Raw genomic sequence first — 15,244 nt, forward strand, 5'->3', positions numbered from 1 at the left:
GCTTTTCAGTGGGCGCAGATCAGGGTTTGGACGCTATCGCCTTCTCCACCGCCTCGATCAACTCCGGGCTGTCCGGCTTGGTCAGGCTGGAGAAATCGGCAATCACTTTGCCCTGACGATCCACCACGTATTTGTAGAAATTCCACTTCGGCGCATTGCTCTGCTGCGCCAATACCTTGAACAGCTGCACCGCATCCGGCCCCTTGACCTTCTGCGGCTCGGTCATGGTGAAGGTCACGCCGTAATTCACGTAGCAGACCTTGGCGGTCTCCTCACCGGTCTTGGCTTCCTGCTTGAAGTCATCGGACGGCACGCCGATCACTTCCAGCCCTTGGTCCTTGTAACGTTGATACAAGGCTTCGAGGCCTTTGAACTGTGGCGCGAACCCGCAGAAGCTGGCGGTGTTGACAATCACCAGGGGCTTGCCGGCAAAGCGCTGGCACAGGTCGATGGATTCCTTGGCGCGCAGCTTGGGCAACTGGCCTTCGAGCAAGGGAGGGCAATCGGCGGCCAGCGCCACACTGCCAAAAGCCGCCATCAGCACGGGTACAGCCAGCCAGCGCATATGCATGTCGAAATGTCCTTTAAAGAGTTCAGGCAGCGAACTTAACAGATCGACATACCCAGTTGCATCAACGCCAATCCGCCGCGCTGCCATCCCCACCATGCCACGGCCAGCAGCAGGGCAACGGCCGCTGCGCCGCCGAACCAATACCACGTCGAACTCATGCCGCCTCCATTTGCGCCTGCAATCGCGCGACCGGCCGCTCACGCACCGGCCAATTGAGGGCCGCGGCGAGCACGCTGAGCAGGATCGCCACTTGCCAGATCAAATCGTAGTTGCCGGTTCGATCATAGACCACCCCGCCCAACCAGCCACCCAGGAACGAACCCAGTTGGTGAAACAGAAACACGATCCCACCCAGCATGGAGAGGTTGCGTACACCGAACAGTGTTGCCACCGTGCCGTTGGTCAGCGGCACCGTGGACAACCATAGAAAGCCCATCGCCATGCCGAACAGATAAGCCGTGACCTCCGTGACCGGCGCCCACAGGAACAACAGGATCACCACGGCGCGCGCCAGGTACAAGCCCGTGAGCAAGCGCGGCTTGGACATGCGCCCGCCAAGCCAGCCGGCGGTGTAGGTACCGAAGATATTAAACAGGCCGATCAACGCCAGCACGGTGGTGCCCACCGTGGCCGGCAAGTGCTGGTCCACCAGATACGCAGGCAGATGCACGCCGATAAACACCACCTGGAAACCGCAGACAAAAAAGCCAAACGCCAGCAGCCAGAACCCCGAGTGGGAGCACGCCTCTTTCAAGGCTTCACGCAGGGTTTGCTGGCCCGCCATGACCGGCAGCGGTCGGTCCTTGAGCATGCTAACCAGCGGCAGGATCAGCGCGACCATCAAGCCCAGCACCAACAAGGCCGCCGACCAGCCCAGCCAACTGATCAGCCCCAGGGTGCCCGGCACCATGGCGAATTGGCCGAACGAACCGGCAGCGCTGGCAATGCCCATGGCGATGCTGCGCTTCTCCGGCGCCACCGCGCGACCGACCACTCCCAGGATCACCGAGAACGAGGTGCCGGACAGACCGATACCGATCAACAGCCCCGCACTCAGCGACAACGAGAACGCCGAATCGGACATGCCCATCAGCACCAAACCGGCGGCGTACAACACCCCGCCGACGAACACCGCCCTGGTGGCACCGAAACGGTCGGCCAACGCGCCGGTAAAGGGTTGCGCCAGGCCCCAGATCAGGTTCTGCAGGGCGATGGCGAAGGCGAAGGTCTCACGCCCCCAGCCGAATTCGCTGCTCATCGGCGCCAGGAACAGGCCGAAACCGTGCCGTACGCCCAGGGACAACGCCAGAATCAGCGCACTCCCTAAAAGGATCCAACCACTGGTGCGCCACATCGAGGTCATTTCTTATTCTCCGCTCGCGGGTATATACCCGCTTATGTTCGAACAAACCCGCGTTCAGGCGAGTTCATCCAGCAAGGCCAACAAGGTTTCGCGTTTTTCTGCGCCGAGCTTATCGATCAATTTCTGTTGCGCCGCCTCCCAGGCCGGCAAGGCAGCGGCCAGTCGCTCTGCACCGGCATCGGTCAACAGCACCAGACGGTTGCGCAAGTCATCGCCTTCGACCAACTGCACCAACCCTTCGCACTCCAGCACCCGCAGGTTACGCCCCAGGGTGCTGCGATCCAGACCCATGGCTTCTGCCAGGCTGGAAATGCTTGGCTGATCGAGGCGTTGCAGGTTACACAGCAAAGAATACTGGGCAACGTTGATCCCGAAGCCGTCGAGGGCGCCGTCGTAATGCCTGCTGACGCCACGGGCGGCACGTCGCAGGTTGGTGCATAAGCATTGGGAGGCAAGCATGGAACGTGTATATACCCGCGATTACGGAAATGCAAGAAAGTGTTACAGCGCCAGGCCCACCACGACAGCGGTCTCCAGCAGCTCCAACAGAGCCCCGGCGGTGTCTCCGGTGGTGCCGCCAAGGCGATTGACCATCAACTGACGCAGGCCCACAAAGCACAGCGCGGCGAGCAGCACGGCGATCCCGCCGCTGAAACCGCCGATAAGCAGGCAGGCCAGGCCACTGAGGATCAGCACCTGCTGGCCGACAGTTCTTGGTAAATGATCCGACAGCGCCTGGCCCAAGCCGCCTGCACGCACATAGCGCGTGGTCAGAAACAGCGCCAGCATCGACGCCCGCCCAATCAGTGGCGCCAAAATCAGCGCGGCGCCATTGTGCTGCTCGATCAGCGCCACCAACGCGCTGAACTTAAGCAGTAACACCAGGCCCAGGGTCACCACGGCAATTGGTCCGCTGCGCGGGTCCTTCATGATGGTGAGGGTGCGTTCGCGATCGCCGAAGCCGCCCAGCCACGCGTCGGCGCTGTCCGCCAGGCCATCCAGATGCAAGCCGCCACTGAGCAATACCCAGGCGGTGAGCAGCAGCGCCGCATGCAGCAGCAACGGCGCGCCTGTCAGCGCCAGGTTCAAGCCCCATAGCAGCAGCCCGAACAGCAACCCGACCATCGGATAAAACAGCAGCGAGCGCCCCAGCTCCTGAGGCTGAGGCATCCCCGGCAAGCGAATCGGCAAGCTGCTGAGAAACTGCAGGGCAATCCAGAAAGGCAACATGTTCAGCGGCCTTCCTGCAATACACCGTCGGCGCTGACACGCAGACTGAACAGCCCGCCATGACCCACCTCGACATTCAGCAATTGCTCACGGGGCAAGCCACGAGCGCGCGCCAGCAGCAAACGCATCACGCCGCCATGGCTGATCAACAACACACGCTCACCGGCATACGCCTGATGCAAGCGCGAGACGGCAGCTAAGACGCGCTCGGAAAATTCGCTGACGGGCTCCCCTTCCGGGGGCGTAAAGCCATAGGGATCGGCCCAGAACAGCCCCAACCCTTCGGCGTCGGTCTCCATTAACGCCGCTGCGCTGCGCCCTTCCCAGGCGCCGAAATGCAGCTCCTGAAGGTCCTTTTCCAGACTGACCGGCAGCTTGAGCCGCGCCCCCAGTTCATCGGCGAACCGTGCGCAGCGTTGCAACGGCGAGCTGATCAACCGATCCCAAGGCCCCTGCTCCGCCACAGCATCGCGCATCTGCGCCCAGCCTTTGGCGGTCAGTGCGTCGTCCAGGCTGCCACGCAGGCCGCCGCCCTGTTCGGTTTCGCCGTGACGCAACAGGTCCAGGTGCAAGGTCATGCCGGGCGGTCTGCGACGGCCGCTTCGGTAAAGGTCGCCATCTGACCGTGCAGCGCACACGCCAGACGCATCAGCGGCACGGCCAACGCCGCACCACTGCCCTCACCCAGGCGCAGACCCAGTTCCAGCAACGGTTGTGCATCGAGGCTGTGCAGCACATGGCGATGGCCAGGCTCGGCGCCCGAATGCCCGAACACCAACCAGTGGCGGCACGCCGGGTTCAGGCGCGTGGCGACCAACGCGGCGACCGTGCAGATAAACCCGTCGACCAGCACCACGACGCCTTCCTGGGCACAGGCAAGGTACGCGCCCACCAAGGCTGCAATCTCGAAGCCGCCCAGATTGAACAGGGTGTGTAACACCTCACCACGCTGCGCGGCGTGCAACGCCAAGGCGCGTTCGATGACGACGACCTTGTGGCTCACCCCTTGCGCATTCAAGCCGGTACCCGGGCCGGTGAGGTCGCTGACCTGGCAATCGAGCAGCGCACAGGCCAGCGCGCTGGCGGCGGTGGTATTGCCGATGCCCATTTCGCCGCCAATAAACAATTGCGCACCGCTTTCGCGGGCACGCAGCACGCTGTCGCGACCGGCGTGCAATGCGAGTCGCCCCTGGGCAGCGGTCATCGCCGGGCCGTACACGAAATTGGCAGTGCCCGCGCCGATGTTCAGGTGGCGCACGCCCGGCAGGCTCAACTCGGCGTTTACCGTGCCGAGGTCGACCACTTCCAGGCGCGCATCCAACTGCCGCGCCAACACGCTGATGGCGGCGCCGCCGCTGACAAAGTTATGCAGCATCTGCCCGGTGACTTCCTGAGGGAAGGCGGATACCCCTTCGGCAACCACGCCGTGGTCGCCAGCAAAAATCGCGATCCACAGGTGGTCCAACGACGGTTTGGCCTGGCCCTGCAAGCCGGCCAATTGCACCGCCAGCGCTTCCAGACGGCCAAGAGAGCCGGCCGGTTTGGTCAGTTGCTGCTGACGCGCCAGGGCCTGTTCGGACGCAACGGCGTCAATAGCCTTACACGGGTTGAGCCACCAGGTGTCAGTCATAACGCGGTACCTTTCAATGTCAGGGGCAGGCCGGCGACGGTCAGCACCACACGCTGACACCGCTCGGCCAAAGCTTGATGCAGCCAACCGGCTTCATCTACATAGCGGCGAGTCAATTCGCCCAGCGGCACGACACCCAGTCCGGTCTCGTTGCTGACAAAAATGATTTCACCCGGCAACGCGGCCAGGCAGTCCAGTAATTGCTCGCGCTCGAACGCCAGACGCTCTGGGTCTTCCAGCATCAGCAGGTTGGTCAGCCACAACGTCAGGCAGTCCACCAGCAGGCAGCGTTCGGGCGCGGCGTTCTCGCGCAGCACGCGTGCCAGTTCCACAGGTTCTTCGATCAAGCCCCAATGCGCGGGGCGACGCTGGCGATGCAAGGCCACACGGGCGTTCATCTCGCCGTCGAGGGGTTGGCTGGTGGCGATATAGATGACGGGCAACCCAGTGTCGCCGGCAAGCCGTTCGGCGAGACGGCTTTTGCCTGAACGGGCGCCGCCGAGGATCAGTTGGTGCATGGGGCAACCCCACACAGGCGGCGTAACAAATCGGTGTCCAGATGGTTCTCCACCAGGTCCGCCAGGCGCTCGATATCGCGCTCGCGCAGGGCGTGGTAATCCACGTCCTGCACATCCTGCAAACCGGCCCAGCGCAGCAAGGCACTGCACGCCGCCGAGGTCTCGAACAGGCCATGCAGATAGGTGCCGAGGATCTGCCCGTCAGCACTCCGGGCGCCGTCACGGCGACCGTCATCCAACTGCACGGCCGCGTTCGATAACCCATCGCCGCGCGTCACGCCCGCATGGATCTCATAGCCGCTGACCTCGGCGTCTTCCAGCACCAGGCGCCCACGCACATTGCGCAGCTGTTTTTCTTCTTCCAGGGTGGTGCTGAACGCCAGCAGGCCGAGGCCGTCGCTGGACCCGGCCGTGCCTTCCAGGCCAAGCGGGTCGTGCACCTGCTCGCCCAGCATCTGCAGACCGCCACAAATGCCGAGCACTTTGCCGCCATAGCGCAAGTGCCGCGCCACGGCGCTGTCCCAGCCATTAGCGCGCAAGTAGGCCAAGTCGCTGCGCACGCTTTTAGAGCCCGGCAGGATGATCAGGTCGGCGCCAGGAATCGGCTGGCCGGGCCCGACGAACTGCAAGTCCACCTGGGGGTGCAGGCGCAGCGGGTCGAAATCCGTGTGGTTGCTGATGCGCGGCAGCACCGGCACTACCACCTTGAGCACTTGTGCGGTTTTGTCGATCTGGCGCCGGTCGATGCCGTCTTCGGCTTCCAGGTGCAGGTCCATCACGTAAGGCAATACGCCCACCACCGGTTTTCCGGTGCGCGCCTCCAGCCAATCCAGACCGGGTTGCAACAGCGCGATGTCACCGCGAAAACGATTGATGATGAAACCCTTGACCCGCGCCTGCTCGCTGGGCGAGAGCAATTCCAGGGTGCCCACCAGATGGGCGAACACCCCGCCGCGATTGATATCGGCGATCAGCAGCACCGGGCAATCCACCGCCTCGGCGAAGCCCATGTTCGCGATGTCATTGGCGCGCAGGTTGATCTCTGCAGGCGACCCCGCCCCCTCCACCATCACCACCGGGTAGCGTTCGCTCAAGCGCGCGTGGGACGCCAACACCGCTTGCATCGCGATGGCTTTGTAATCGTGGTAGGCCACGGCGTTCATGCTGGTGACGGCGCGGCCGTGGATGATCACCTGCGAGCCGGTGTCACTGTTGGGTTTGAGCAGCACCGGGTTCATATCGGTGTGGGGTGCGAGATTGGCGGCCTGGGCCTGCACCGCCTGGGCGCGACCGATCTCGCCTCCTTCGGCCGTCACGGCACTGTTGAGCGCCATGTTCTGCGGTTTGAACGGCACCACTGCGACGCCTTGGCGCACCAGCCAGCGACACAACGCGGTCACCAGGGTGCTTTTGCCGGCATCGGAGGTGGTGCCCTGTACCATCAGCGTGCTCATGAAGCATCCTTATAGGCCGCCAGGGCTTCGTCGAGGCGCAGCCAGTCAGCCTCAGTGCCCGGCAGGCCGAAACGCAGGCTGCTGTTGTGCACGAACAGGCGCAGCAGAATGCCGCGCTGAGCCATGAATTCGAACATGCGCTCGGCGTGCGGGGTGATCAGCCATTGGAACAGCGCGCAACCGCCATGGGGTTGAAAGCCATGGCGCTCAAGCAGTGCGAACAAGCGCTGACCGGCCTCGATGCACCGTTCACGCTGGCGTGCGTGGCCAACGCTGTCGCGCAGGCAAACCTGACCCAGCACCCGCGTCGGGCCACTGACCGCCCACGGTCCGACTTGCTCGGCGAGCAACTTGAGCAGCCGACGTTCGGCCAATACAAAGCCCAGGCGCACCCCGGCGAGGCCAAAAAACTTGCCGAACGAGCGCAGCACAATCAGCCCGACCTGATGGGCCTGGCCCGCCAGGCTCAACTCGGGGGTTACGTCCATAAACGCTTCGTCCACCACGAGCCAGCCGCCACGCCGGGCCAGACGGGTATGCCAGTCCAACAGGCGCTGCGAAGACAGGCTCAAGCCAGTCGGGTTGTTGGGATTGACCACCACCAGCACATCCAGGCCATCGAGGAAAAAGTCGACTTCCTGCTCCTGCACCTCACGCACCACGTAGCCTGCGCGACGCCAGGCCTCGGCGTGTTCGGCGTAACACGGCGACAACACGCCGACCTTGCCCGCACGGCGCAGGCGCGGCAGCAACTGGATAGCCGCCTGGGAACCCGGCACCGGCAATAGATGCGCGGCGCGGTAATAGTCGCTGGCTGCCTGCTCAAGGCCGTCGTCGGTTTCCGGCAAGCGCGCCCAGGCGCGCAACGGAATCTCGGGGATCGGCCACGGCCAAGGCGCCAGGCCGCTGGAGAGATCAAGCCAATTGGCCTCGGCAATCCCGTACTCAACGGACGCCTTACGCAGCCGACCACCGTGTTCAAGCATAGAATTGCGCCCCCGCGCATAAGACCAGCAGCCACAACCATACGCCGCGCTGCACCAGTTGCCAGCCGCGCTCAATAGAATCGGCATCTGCAGCCGGGCCTTCGCCCAAAGGTGGACGTTGGTGCAACTGGCCGTGATAAATCGCCGCGCCGCCCAACTCGACGCCCAACGCGCCTGCGCCGGCCGCCATCACCGGGCCTGCATTGGGGCTGTCCCACGTCGGTCCCTGGGTGCGCCAGCATTTGAGCGCCAGCGCGGTTTTGCCCAATACCGCGTAGGTCAAGGCCACCAGACGTGCCGGAATGTAGTTGAGCACGTCGTCGATTTTCGCCGCCGCCCAACCGAAGCGCTCAAAGCGTTCGTTGCGATAGCCCCACATGGCGTCCAAGGTATTGCTCAGGCGGTAGAGCACCACGCCCGGCACACCGGCGACGACAAACCAGAACAGCGCGGCAAACACCGCGTCGCTGCCGTTTTCCAGCACCGATTCCGTTGCGGCACGGGCCACTTCGGTACTGTCCAGTTCGCTGGTCTGACGGCTCACCAGGTAGCTCACGCGCAGGCGTGCCTGATCCAGGTCATCGCTGCGCAAGGCCTGGGCGACAGGCATGACATGTTCGCCGAGGCTGCGCATGCCAAGGGCACAGTACAACGCCAGAATTTCCAGTGCCCAGCCGATATACGGCGCCCACGACAAGGCGGTGGCCAGCAGGGTCAGCGGCACCACCGCGACAAACCAGGCGGTCACACCATGGCTGCGCCAGCCCCGACCGCCGGAGTTGAAACGCTGCTCGATGCGCCCGGCAAAGTTGCCGAACGCCACCAGCGGATGCCAGCGCCTGGGCTCACCCAGCAGCGCATCCAGCGCCACCGCAGCGACACACAGCAAGGCCACACTCATTGACTCACTCCCCACCTGTTCTCAAACAACATGTCACTCAGCGGCCGTGGTTCGGTCCAGCCTTCGAGCTGCAACATCGGTGCCGGATAAAACTCGGCCACCGGGCCCAGGCACAGCACGGCCAGGGGTTTGGCGCCGGGCGGCAAGCCCAGCAAGTCGGCCAGCGCCTGGGGCTCGAACAACGACACCCAGCCCATGCCCAGGCCTTCGACGCGGGCGGCCAGCCATAGATTCTGAATGGCACACGACAGCGACGCCATGTCCATCTCCGGCAAGGTGCGCCGCCCGAAGATGTGGCGCTCACGGTCATCCATCAGTGCCGCGACCAGCACCTCGGCGCAATCGTGGATGCCTTCGACCTTGAGCTTCATGAACGCATCGGAGCGCTCGCCCAGGGCTTCGGCGGTGCGCACGCGCTCTTCTTCCACCAGATGCTGGATCTGCCCACGCAGGTGGCGGTCGCTGATGCGGATAAAACGCCACGGTTGCATCAGCCCGACACTGGGTGCCTGGTGTGCGGCCTGGAGCAGGCGATGCAGCAACTCAGGCGCCACGGTGCCGCCGCTGAAGTGGCGCATGTCGCGGCGTTCGGCGATGGCGCGGTAAACCGCCGCGCGGTCGGCCTGGGGGAACGCGTTGTCAGTCATGAGGGTTGCGGCGCAAAGAGCGCCGCCACTGCCGCTGGGTTGGACGGGAAGTAAAAGTGCACGTAGGACGCGGTCATCCGCCCTTGTCGGTAAACGGCCTCCGCCCCGCGCCCACCATTGGGGCTCAGCCCTCGGGCAATCGGCTGCCACTCGGTGTTGGTCAGGGAATGATGATAGGTATGGCCGCGCAGCACGCCTTCGGGCAACTCGACACTTTGCAGGGCCAGGGCCGCGAGTTTCTTTTGCATCACCGCATCGCCCTGGAGCAGGCCGAGCAGTTCAGCGCGGTGGCCATCGACATCGGTGAGCGAGTCCAGCAGGTAAAGCATGCCGCCACACTCCGCGAGCAACGGTTTGCCGGCGGCGTGATGGGCACGGATGGCCGCGAGCATCGGGGTGTTTTCCGACAGCGCCTGGTGGTGCAGTTCCGGGTAACCGCCGGGTAAATACAGGCTGTCGGCGGCGGGCAGCTCACGATCATGGATCGGCGAGAAAAAGCTCAGTTCGGCGCCCATCGCGCGCAACAGGTCAAGGCTGGCTCCGTAGGTGAAGGCAAAGGCCTCATCACGGGCCACGGCGATGCGTACGCCTGCCAGCAAAGGCTCGGCCTCGATCACCTGCGGCGCGGCGAAGGTCACCGGTGGTGGCAACGCCACTTCGCAACTGCTGCCCAGGGCTTGGGCGGCGGCGTCCAGGCGCACATCGAGGTCATTCAATTCGCTGGCCTGCACCAGGCCCAGGTGACGGCTGGGCAACTCGATACCGGTCTCCCGGGACAATGCGCCATACCAGCGCAGGCCCTCGGTGAGACTGCCTTCGAGCAACTGTGCATGGCGCAGGGTGCCGACGCGGTTGGCCAGCACGCCGGCAAACGGCAAGTCCGGCTGGTAGCGCGCCAGGCCTAACGCCAGCGCACCGAAGGTCTGGGCCATGGCGGTGCCGTCGATCACGCCGAGCACCGGCACACCGAAGTGCCGCGCCAAGTCAGCGCTGGACGGGGTGCCGTCGAACAGGCCCATCACGCCTTCGATCAGGATCAGATCGGCCTCTCCCGCCGCTTCCCACAGCAGACGGCGACTTTCCTGCTCGCCCACCATCCACATGTCCAATTGATACACCGGCGCACCGCTGGCGCGCTCGTGGATCATCGGGTCCAGAAAGTCCGGGCCGCATTTGAACACGCGCACCTTGCGCCCCAGGTTGCGGTGCAAACGGGCCAATGCAGCGGTGACGGTGGTTTTGCCCTGGCCGGACGCCGGTGCGGCGATCAATACGGCCGGGCAATGACGGGGCTGATTCAAAGTTCGACGCCCTTCTGTGCCTTGATACCGGCCTGGAACGCGTGCTTGAGCATGCCCATTTCGGTGACGGTGTCGCCCATTTCGATCAGCTCGGGCTTGGCGCCGCGACCGGTCACCACCACATGCTGCATCGGCGGGCGGGCTTGCAGGTCACTGAGCACCTGGTCAAGGTCGAGGTAGCCGTGCTTGAGGGCGATGTTCAACTCGTCCAGCACCACCAGGCCGATGGCCGGGTCTTGCAGCAATTGGCGCGACACGGCCCAGGCAGCCTCGGCGGCGGCGATATCGCGTTGGCGGTCCTGGGTTTCCCAGGTGAAACCTTCGCCCATCACATGAAAGCGTACTTGCTCGGGGAAACGTCGGAAAAACAGCTCCTCGCCGGTGCTGTTGCGCCCCTTGATGAACTGCACCACGCCGCACTGCATGCCATGCCCCATGGCCCGGGCAAGCATGCCGAACGCCGAACTGCTCTTGCCTTTGCCGTTGCCGGTGAGCACCAGCAGCAAGCCGCATTCGTTGGGGGAGTTGGCGATGCGCTCGTCGATCACGGCTTTTTTGCGCAGCATGCGCGCCAGGTGGCGTTCGTCGCGGTCGGGGGTATCGGTCATGGCAGCTCTCCGTTGGGGCTGAACAAAAACGGCGGGCAGGAAAAAACACAAACAGACAGCCAAGCATCGCCCACCGTGATGCTGTTGAATGAGTCAGGCCGGTCTCCGGGCTCATGAGTGGCGTCCTGTAGAGAACGGACCGACGCTGCGCCTTCCCATATCGCACGCGATACAGTGGCAAAAGGCAGCGATTTGACTCATTTACCGTTGCGGGGGCAGCGCCGGAATTGCGGCGGCACTGTGTACAAGTGCGCTCACTCACCGGCTTCCCTGTTTCACCCTGTCGACCCATCGGTCACAGAGCACCTGAAACAAGCGGCGAAGGTTAGTGGGTTGGGGGTGGAGCGTCAATGAAAGCTGGACGAGTACTTGAACCATCGCACCGCAGCGCTCCTCTACCCTTACAGGTATCAAGGAGAACACCATGCATAAAACCAGACTCGCCCTGCTGATCATGCTCGCCGGCACCCTCGTGGCTTGCGGCGAAAGCTCCACCCTGCAAGTCTCGGACGGCACCGGCCCGTCGCCCAGGCTGCCGGAGCCGAACAAGACACTGATCCCGACCGTCAACATCGCGCCGGCCATCGGCTGGCCGGAGGGCGCCAAGCCAACCGCGGCGGCTGGCACCCAGGTGGCCGCATTCGCCGAGGGCCTGGACCACCCGCGCTGGCTGTATGTGCTGCCCAATGGCGATGTGCTGGTAGCGGAAACCAATGCTCCGCCCAAGCCGGATGACGCTAAGGGCCTGCGCGGCTGGGTCATGGAAAAGGTCATGGGCCGTGCCGGCGCGGGGGTGCCGAGCGCGAACCGCATCACGCTGCTGCGCGACGCCGATCACGATGGCGTCGCCGAAACCCGCACGGTGTTCCTGGAAAACCTCAACTCGCCGTTCGGCATGACCCTGGTCGGCAACGATCTGTACGTGGCCGACTCGGACAAACTGCTGCGCTTCCCGTATCAGCCGGGCGAAACCGAAATCAAGGCTCAGGGCGCCAAGGTGGTCGACTTGCCCGGCGGCCCACTGAATCACCACTGGACAAAAAACGTGGTGGCCAGCAAGGACGGCAGCAAGCTGTACGTGAGCGTCGGCTCCAACAGCAACGTCGGCGAGAACGGCCTGGAGGCGGAACAGGGGCGTGCCGCGATCTGGGAAGTCGACCGCGCCAGCGGCCAGCACCGGATTTTCGCCTCCGGCCTGCGCAACCCCAACGGCATGGCCTGGGAACCGCAGAGCGGCAAACTGTGGACGGCGGTGAATGAACGCGACGAGATCGGCAGCGACCTGGTGCCCGACTACATTACCTCGGTCAAAGACGGCGGCTTCTACGGCTGGCCGTTCAGTTATTACGGCCAACACGTGGATGTGCGCGTCACGCCGCAGGACCCCGTCCTGGTGGCAAAGGCAATTGCGCCGGACTACGCAGTGGGCCCGCATACCGCCTCGTTGGGGCTGACTTTTGCCGAGGGCAGCAAGCTGCCGGCTGCGTTCAGCAACGGCGCGTTTATCGGCCAGCATGGCTCGTGGAATCGCAAACCGCACAGTGGCTATAAGGTGATCTTCGTGCCGTTTGAGAATGGCAAACCGAAAGGGCAGCCGGTGGATGTGCTTACCGGATTCCTCGACAAGGATGAGAAAGCCATGGGCCGGCCGGTAGGCGTGGTGATCGACAAGCAGGGGGATTTGCTGGTGGCGGATGATGTGGGGAATAAAGTGTGGCGGGTGTCGGCGGCTAAATGAGCCACTGCAGGAGGGGCGCCCCCCCCCCTCCTGCAGCGTTGCGTTAAGGGTTGCGTGCCAGATTGCCCGGCAGCACCCTTTTGGCGCTCAGGTAGGCATTCTGCCAATAGGCTTTGGACAAGGTGTCCAACTTCACCGTACCGCCGGTTTGCGGCGCGTGGACGAAACGGCCTTCGCCCACGTAGATCCCGGCATGGCTGACCTGCGAGCCACCGCCAGTGGCGAAGAACAACAGGTCGCCGGTTTGCAGGTTCTGCTCACTCACGTCCTGGGCGCGCATTACGATCAGCTCGCGCGTGGTGCGCGGCAGGGAGATCCCGGCGGCATCGCGGTAGACAAAGCCGATCAGGCCACTGCAATCAAAACCGGAGTCAGGCGTATTGCCGCCCCAGCGATAAGGCGTGCCGACCAGGCCCAGCGCGCGAAAGAGCACGTCTTCGGCCACAGGCGAAAAATTCTGGGTGGAATAGTTGAACACCGGCTTGGGCTTGACCGCGACGGGTGCGGGCGGCGGTGTGCGGCTGGCGCAGGCGCTGAGGAGCGCGGCGCAAAGCATTAGAATCAGGCGGGCCGAGGTCGACATGTGCAGAACAATCCTGGTCTGGATGCGGCTTTCGCTGCCGAACGCTGAAAACCAGAACGCGCAAGCAAAGCTCGCGCGAACGGATTACAACAATGTCCAGGGATTCTAGCGCTTACACGTCAAACTTCAAGTATCACTTTAAGTTTACTTACTGGCGGTAACCGTTGTCGGGGCCATGGCGAGTGCGCGCTTGGCTTCGATAAAGGTTTTGCTCCAGTAGCTGTCCCCCAGGTTGTCGACTCGAACACCGCCACTGCGACGGCTGCTGGAGTGGATAAACTGGTTGTCACCCAGGTAGATGCCGGCGTGACTGACACGACCGCGACCTGCCGTACTGAAGAAAAGCAGATCACCGGGCTTGAGGTTGTTGCGTGCGACCAACGGTGCTTTCACGTTGATCATTTCGCGCGTCGAGCGTGGCAGGTTCATGCCAGCCTCTTCACGAAACAGATAACCGATGAAACCGCTGCAATCGAAACCGGCTTCCGAGGTACCACCGAAACGGTAACGGGTACCGATCAGGGACATGCCGCGTTCGAGAATGCTGTCGGCCAGCACTGGAAGCTGGTAAGGCTTGCTGCCGGAAAAATCGGCCAGCTCTTTTTCCGTTGCCAACTCTTCTTCGTAAACAGAAGCAGACTGTGCAGCAACGAATTTTGCCTGATTTTGAACCTGTGGTTTTTGCTGTTCCGCCACCTGTTGAGGGTGGGAGGCGCAGCCAAACAACAGGGTAACGAGTGCGAGAGGCACGAGGGGTGCGAAGCGATTTAGCATGGGCACGACCGTGGCTGATGTGTAAAGAAGCCGAGACTATGCCTTCTATCACATCGATTTGCAAATTCAATCGTGCTCTATGTGACTTCTTGTTTGGACGCTGACATCTAAGCCCTTAACACCCTATACACGCCCTTCGCGTGGCCAAAGCGGCCCAAACGCGGGTTTTCTGACGCCTGAAATTTGCCAAAAGCCGCGAAAACAAAGGGCTGCTACCAGCCGAGGGTTTCCTTGAGAAAGGGAATGGTGAGCTTGCGTTGGGCCTGCAAAGAGGCCTGATCGAGCTGTTCGAGCAAATCGAACAACGCACTCATGCTGCGCGTGCCACGGGTGAGGATAAAGTGCCCGACCTCGTCGGTGAGGTGCAGGCCGCGACGGGAGGCACGCAATTGCAGAGCACGCAATTTGTCTTCGTCGGACAGCGGGCGCATCTGAAAAATCAGCGCCAGGGTCAGGCGCGACTTGAGGTCGGCCAGCTTGACCGGCAATTCCCGCGGCGAGGTGGAGGCGGCAATCAACAAGCGCCGACCGCTGTCACGCAAGCGGTTGAACAGATGAAACAGCGCCTCTTCCCAATCGGCCTTGCCGGCGACCGCCTGCAGGTCATCCAGGCACACCAATTCGTATTGCTCGAGGTTATCGAAGATGCCGATGCCGCGATCCATCAATTCGGCCAACGGCAGGTACACCGCAGGCTCACCCATTTGCTCAAAACGCAGGCACGCTGCCTGCAACAGGTGGGTGCGCCCCACGCCGTGCTTGCCCCACAGATAGATCAGGCTTTCAGTCCACCCGGCGTCGGCTTCGCAGAGCCGCTCGACATAGCCGAGTGCAGCGGCATTGGCGCCTGGGTAGTAATTGATAAAGGTGGCGTCATCACGCAGACGCACACCCAAGGGCAGCTGAATCGGTTTCATGCTGGCTGAACGGCGCTGTACGA

18 protein-coding genes and 1 riboswitch are annotated in these 15,244 nt (G+C 63.3%); of the genes, 1 reads left to right on the forward strand and 17 read right to left on the reverse strand.

Annotation, left to right across the window (positions count from 1 at the left end):
- Nucleotides 1-19 precede the first annotated feature (19 nt).
- The 14 genes from KZX66_RS07415 to cobO all read right to left on the reverse strand — a co-directional run bounded on the left by KZX66_RS07415 (nt 20) and on the right by cobO (nt 11,209).
- The gene (locus KZX66_RS07415; RefSeq protein ID WP_248077972.1) at nt 20-571 is read right to left on the reverse strand and encodes a redoxin domain-containing protein; all 552 of its coding nucleotides are present in this window, start codon (nt 569-571) and stop codon (nt 20-22) included.
- Nucleotides 572-606: 35 nt separating this feature from the next.
- Nucleotides 607-729, reverse strand: a complete 123-nt coding sequence (locus KZX66_RS26365) for a hypothetical protein (protein ID WP_282445859.1) — start codon at nt 727-729, stop codon at nt 607-609.
- Entirely contained in the window at nt 726-1,925 is a 1,200-nt protein-coding gene (locus tag KZX66_RS07420; protein WP_248078198.1) for an MFS transporter, read from the reverse strand. Before KZX66_RS07420 ends, KZX66_RS26365 begins: the two co-directional genes overlap by 4 nt.
- A 63-nt stretch (nt 1,926-1,988) precedes the next feature.
- Nucleotides 1,989-2,393, reverse strand: a complete 405-nt coding sequence (locus KZX66_RS07425) for a MarR family winged helix-turn-helix transcriptional regulator (RefSeq protein WP_248077974.1) — start codon at nt 2,391-2,393, stop codon at nt 1,989-1,991.
- A 42-nt stretch (nt 2,394-2,435) separates the two neighbouring features.
- The gene (locus KZX66_RS07430) at nt 2,436-3,164 is read right to left on the reverse strand and encodes an adenosylcobinamide-GDP ribazoletransferase (protein WP_248077975.1); all 729 of its coding nucleotides are present in this window, start codon (nt 3,162-3,164) and stop codon (nt 2,436-2,438) included.
- Between the two features lie 2 nt (nt 3,165-3,166).
- Nucleotides 3,167-3,742 carry an alpha-ribazole phosphatase family protein gene (gene cobC, locus KZX66_RS07435; RefSeq protein WP_248077976.1) on the reverse strand — a complete coding sequence of 192 codons (576 nt, stop codon included), beginning with the start codon at nt 3,740-3,742 and terminating at the stop codon, nt 3,167-3,169.
- Nucleotides 3,739-4,794: a nicotinate-nucleotide--dimethylbenzimidazole phosphoribosyltransferase gene (gene cobT / locus KZX66_RS07440; protein ID WP_248077977.1), complete on the reverse strand. Its 1,056-nt coding sequence runs from the start codon at nt 4,792-4,794 to the stop codon at nt 3,739-3,741. The genes cobC and cobT overlap by 4 nt, the downstream gene beginning before the upstream one ends.
- A complete protein-coding gene (gene cobU, locus KZX66_RS07445; protein ID WP_248077978.1) occupies nt 4,791-5,312 on the reverse strand; it encodes a bifunctional adenosylcobinamide kinase/adenosylcobinamide-phosphate guanylyltransferase in 522 nt (173 codons plus the stop codon). The genes cobT and cobU overlap by 4 nt, the downstream gene beginning before the upstream one ends.
- Nucleotides 5,300-6,766, reverse strand: coding sequence for a cobyric acid synthase (locus KZX66_RS07450; RefSeq protein WP_248077979.1), 1,467 nt, complete (start codon nt 6,764-6,766; stop codon nt 5,300-5,302). The genes cobU and KZX66_RS07450 overlap by 13 nt, the downstream gene beginning before the upstream one ends.
- Nucleotides 6,763-7,752, reverse strand: a complete 990-nt coding sequence (cobD, locus tag KZX66_RS07455; RefSeq protein ID WP_248077980.1) for a threonine-phosphate decarboxylase CobD — start codon at nt 7,750-7,752, stop codon at nt 6,763-6,765. Before cobD ends, KZX66_RS07450 begins: the two co-directional genes overlap by 4 nt.
- Entirely contained in the window at nt 7,745-8,653 is a 909-nt protein-coding gene (gene cbiB, locus KZX66_RS07460; protein ID WP_248077981.1) for an adenosylcobinamide-phosphate synthase CbiB, read from the reverse strand. The genes cobD and cbiB overlap by 8 nt, the downstream gene beginning before the upstream one ends.
- Complete coding sequence (bluB, locus tag KZX66_RS07465; protein WP_248077983.1) at nt 8,650-9,300, reverse strand: 5,6-dimethylbenzimidazole synthase; 651 nt, start codon at nt 9,298-9,300, stop codon at nt 8,650-8,652. Before bluB ends, cbiB begins: the two co-directional genes overlap by 4 nt.
- The gene (locus KZX66_RS07470; RefSeq protein WP_248077985.1) at nt 9,297-10,601 is read right to left on the reverse strand and encodes a cobyrinate a,c-diamide synthase; all 1,305 of its coding nucleotides are present in this window, start codon (nt 10,599-10,601) and stop codon (nt 9,297-9,299) included. Before KZX66_RS07470 ends, bluB begins: the two co-directional genes overlap by 4 nt.
- Nucleotides 10,598-11,209 (reverse strand): cob(I)yrinic acid a,c-diamide adenosyltransferase, encoded by a 612-nt coding sequence (gene cobO, locus KZX66_RS07475; protein ID WP_248077987.1) that lies wholly within the window; start codon nt 11,207-11,209, stop codon nt 10,598-10,600. Before cobO ends, KZX66_RS07470 begins: the two co-directional genes overlap by 4 nt.
- A 78-nt stretch (nt 11,210-11,287) precedes the next feature.
- Nucleotides 11,288-11,534: riboswitch (cobalamin riboswitch) on the reverse strand.
- Nucleotides 11,535-11,633: 99 nt separating this feature from the next.
- On the opposite strand from cobO, the gene KZX66_RS07480 reads away from it, so the two are divergent.
- A complete protein-coding gene (locus KZX66_RS07480; protein ID WP_248077989.1) occupies nt 11,634-12,947 on the forward strand; it encodes a sorbosone dehydrogenase family protein in 1,314 nt (437 codons plus the stop codon).
- A gap of 43 nt (nt 12,948-12,990) precedes the next feature.
- Here the strand turns inward: KZX66_RS07480 and KZX66_RS07485 are convergent, their stop codons facing one another.
- From KZX66_RS07485 to hda, 3 genes are all read right to left on the reverse strand, one after another.
- Nucleotides 12,991-13,530, reverse strand: a complete 540-nt coding sequence (locus KZX66_RS07485) for a C40 family peptidase (RefSeq protein ID WP_248077991.1) — start codon at nt 13,528-13,530, stop codon at nt 12,991-12,993.
- A gap of 144 nt (nt 13,531-13,674) precedes the next feature.
- Entirely contained in the window at nt 13,675-14,304 is a 630-nt protein-coding gene (locus KZX66_RS07490) for an NlpC/P60 family protein (RefSeq protein WP_248077993.1), read from the reverse strand.
- A gap of 212 nt (nt 14,305-14,516) precedes the next feature.
- Nucleotides 14,517-15,221, reverse strand: a complete 705-nt coding sequence (hda, locus tag KZX66_RS07495; RefSeq protein ID WP_027603798.1) for a DnaA regulatory inactivator Hda — start codon at nt 15,219-15,221, stop codon at nt 14,517-14,519.
- Between the last annotated feature and the right edge of the window lie 23 nt (nt 15,222-15,244).

Origin of the sequence: Pseudomonas sp. EYE_354, assembly GCF_023148575.1 — a bacterium.
Lineage (GTDB): Bacteria > Pseudomonadota > Gammaproteobacteria > Pseudomonadales > Pseudomonadaceae > Aquipseudomonas.